At 45.2% G+C, this 3,701-nt stretch carries 3 protein-coding genes; all 3 read right to left on the bottom strand.

Going from position 1 to position 3,701, the window contains the following annotated elements; all coding sequences use genetic code 11:
* Positions 1-912: response regulator (locus WB217_RS04390; RefSeq protein WP_423990998.1), on the bottom strand; the 912-nt coding region annotated here is incomplete at its 3' end.
* Positions 887-2,356 carry a sensor histidine kinase gene (locus tag WB217_RS04395; protein ID WP_423991000.1) on the bottom strand — a complete coding sequence of 490 codons (1,470 nt, stop codon included), beginning with the start codon at positions 2,354-2,356 and terminating at the stop codon, positions 887-889. The genes WB217_RS04390 and WB217_RS04395, both read right to left, overlap by 26 nt.
* Positions 2,353-3,330: a sugar ABC transporter substrate-binding protein gene (locus WB217_RS04400; protein WP_423991002.1), complete on the bottom strand. Its 978-nt coding sequence runs from the start codon at positions 3,328-3,330 to the stop codon at positions 2,353-2,355. The genes WB217_RS04395 and WB217_RS04400 overlap by 4 nt, the downstream gene beginning before the upstream one ends.
* Between the last annotated feature and the right edge of the window lie 371 nt (positions 3,331-3,701).

The following is a 3,701-nucleotide window of genomic DNA, read 5'->3' on the forward strand; positions in this document are numbered from 1 at the left end:
GCCCAGTTGCCCGTCACTGACAGCGCCAAGAACTGGCATATCTCCGTAAAAACGATATTTTACAGGGAGGGTCGTATCCATGGTAGCGTTCAATGCTTCCTGATAGGACTGCCTGACTTGCTCCAAAGAGGCATAGGGATTGCCAATCCCTACGAACCACCGGGCACCGGAATCCGATTTTACCGCCGAAAGAATGTCCCTTGCCAGCGAAACAGCCTGGGCTCGAAATGAATGTTCTTGTTCACGAAAAAGAATGATCGGCAGCTGGCAGCCTGATAAAGCTCCTACCCACCCGCTTCCGGTTTTACGAACCTTCTCTTTAATCACCTGGTAGAGATGTTCAGAGCCAGCAGGCAGCAACACAACCATCACAAAACTTTCCCTTGCAGACTGTATGCCGAGCATTTCCATCAGCAAGTCTATGTGGACTTCATGCACATGGTCATACAGCAGCTGCGTTACCACATCGGTTTCGACGACGCTTAATGCTTTATCAAGCGCCTCCTGCTTAAGCTTGTTTCCAGCATGATATTCTCTCTCCGCCTCTATTTCCATCAGCACTTTCCCGATGGTCTCAACGATTTCGCTCGGTCTGCTAGGTTTTAGCAAATAATCCTTCACACCCAGCTTCAAGGCGGTACGGGCGTAATCGAACATATCATAGGCTGTCACCATAATGAATTTGATGTCTGGATGAACGGCACTTATATGCTCAATTGCCTCCAGCCCATTCATTCCTGGCATCATGATGTCCATCAGGATCAAATCTGGCCTGAATTCGTCTGCCATTTCCACAGCGATTTTTCCATTCCTCGCTTGTTCGATGACCAGGTCAGGATAGGCTTTCTGGAGAATCGCCTTCATTCCTTCCCGCTCTATCTGTTCGTCATCCACGATCAGGAGTTTTATCATGTTCTTCGATCCTCCTTGTCCTCGGTATTTTTAAGACTACCTTTGTGCCGTTTCCAATCTCGCTATGAATCTCTAACACATCTTCATTCTCGTAAAATAACCGCAGACGCTTCATGACGTTGCTGAGTCCAATTCCAGTTGAGTGGCCTCCTGACTGGTCAATCTGCTGCCCCTCAAGGATTTGTTTGATTTTTTCTTCTGTCATTCCCGGTCCATCGTCTTCAATCTCAATCCTTACACTTTCGCCTTCATCCGTAATACGGAACCAAATCACACCGCCATCTTCTTCAGGCTCGACCGCATGGATGACGGCATTTTCAATGATCGGCTGCAAAGTCAGTCCCGGAATCTGCACACCCAGGCATGATTCATCCACCTCCATATGAAGCTGAAGCCGTTCTGTGAACCTGGCTTTCTGGATGTCGATATACTGCTTTAAAACGGCTACTTCCTCATTCAACATGACAGGCCTGTCGAGCCGCTTTAAGCTGTAGCGCAATAGTCCGGCAACATTCACAATCATATTGCTCGTTTCTTCTGACCCTTCCAGATAGGCTTTCTTAGAAAGTGTATTCAGTGTGTTGAACAAAAAATGCGGGTTGATCTGGCTTTGCAGGCTGAGCAGCTGGCTTTCCTGAAGCAGGAGCTTGTTTTGCTGAAGTTCCCGCTCAAGCTGCGCCTTCTCTTGTATTTCTGAAATCAAGTTATTGATATTCACCCTCATATGGTCAAATGTTTTCGCAAGAAAGGCGATTTCATCGTTGGATTCGACCTTGATTTGCAAATCGAACCGCCCATTTGACAAATCATTCGCAGCTTTGGTCAGCTTCTCTACTGGTCTTGTGATACTTAACGAAATCCAATAGGTTAATAGCAAACTCAAGCTTGTAATCAGGAGCAGCAGCCATACGCCAAGCTTATTCAGTTCCTTTGATTGGCCAATGATTCCCCGATACATTAGCTCATATGTCTTCAGTTCTTTATCAAGCAAGGTGAGGGATGTCTCGGAAATATACATCGAGATTCGCGTCGCTTCGGAAAACTCTTGTGCCGAATCCTCCGTTTCCTTCTCAGACTGGAACAAAAGGGCCCTGTCTGCCGTTTCAATCAGACTATCCATCAGATTCATATAGTTGGTTAATGCAAAATCGTTTTGATCATTTTTCAGCTTATACACATCGTATTTCGCATTGCGGATTTTCTCTTTGCTATGGCTGATCCTCTCTAAATTGGCTGGAGAAGGAAGAAGCAAGTAATTATTCAAATCCGTCACCAGCTGCTGGCTTGCAATTGTTACCTCGTTAAAACTTAAATATCTTTGCAAAATCTCATTATATTGGCTTTGAGTTTTATGATTGTAGTATGTAAGCGCTATCCAAATTACCGACATGAAGACCAGAACGACCATGGCGAGCATCCAAATTTTCTTCTGTATTTTGTTCATTTTCCGTCCATCGCTTTCAGCATCCGAATATCCGTCAAGTAGCCTTTATTATCGAGAGGAACTGTTTCATTCCTCAGCCAATTCATGATCAGATTGACACTCACCTTGCCCATCTCCTCGGGTGATTGCTCGATCACCCCATCAAGCTTCCCCCGCATCAGCAGTGAGAGCGACTCCGGAGCATCGTCGAACGTATAAATGTGGAAAGGTTCGACCTGTGAACGTCTGCTGATTTCCTGAATCATCGAACCAGCAATATTTGCATTGACTGCGATAAAACCATCTGCGTCAGGCGTCTTATTCAGCATATCCCTTGTAGTGGCGATAACCTGCTCCCTCGCTTCAGTTGTTTCCGCATTGATTGTCTGTATATCAGGATAGTCCTTGAAAACATCCTGAATTCCGTTAAGCCGCTGCTGCTGATAATACGCATGACGGCTGTCAGACATCAAGATAATTTTCCCCGTCGCTCCCATGGCAGAGACCATCTGGCTGGCAATCATCTTTCCCGCCAGATACTGATCAGATCCAACATATGTCCTTCTCAGGCTCTCCGTCATCGGCACATCATTGGCTACCGTGATAATCGGAATTCCATAGAAGGCCGCTTTCACCTTCGTCAAATTCTTAAACTCTTCCGAATCCAGGCCCTGCACAATGATTCCATCAACCTTTGAATGGATGGCAATTTCAACTTTCTTCAAAAAGTCCTCCTGGTTCTTCCCATAGCTGCCCCATACCTCCAGGCTTGCCCCTTCATCTTTTGCCTGCTTTTCGGCGCCCGCTCCAACTTTATCCCAAAACGGTGTATCCAGCTCCTGCGTAATCAGCACAAGCCGGTATGGAGCCTCCTTTGAATCTGCAGTCTCAGGCATCTCCCAATCAAAGCGGAAAACCTTTACCGCGGACGAACATGTAAAATAAAAAAGGACAATGATTATGAAAGAGAGTAGGATTATGCCTATTTTTCGCAAAAGAAGAATCTCCTTATCTACTAGTAAATTAGTTTCATAATACCACCTGCGGGAGAATGTTCAATACTTCTTGGACAATTCAGAAAAATACGTTGAGGAGACGAGCTTGGAGGAATAATAGAAGGGGGGTTTTTAAAATTTTCATCGATTCGAGCGATGTTAAACTTCTTCAAGATACTCAACTATTAAAATTTTTTGCATAGATTCAAGACTATCTGGACTTTTTTCATAGATTAGAGGCCATGTGAATCTCTCAGTTCTTTACTTTCAACCTGTCACACAGCCTCAACTATTTAAAAACCTACTAAGCTTTTTTCCTGCGGGTCATGACATCAAAAATGACCGCTGCAGCCAATACTCCGCCGCGAATG

Source organism: Mesobacillus sp. (genome assembly GCF_049588175.1).
Taxonomy (GTDB): domain Bacteria; phylum Bacillota; class Bacilli; order Bacillales; family Cytobacillaceae; genus Mesobacillus.

What these genes read in the sequence shown, in the direction of transcription:
- WB217_RS04395 (WP_423991000.1), bottom strand. Translation starts at nt 2,356, where the DNA reads ATGAACAAAATACAGAAGAAAATTTGGATGCTCGCCATGGTCGTTCTG.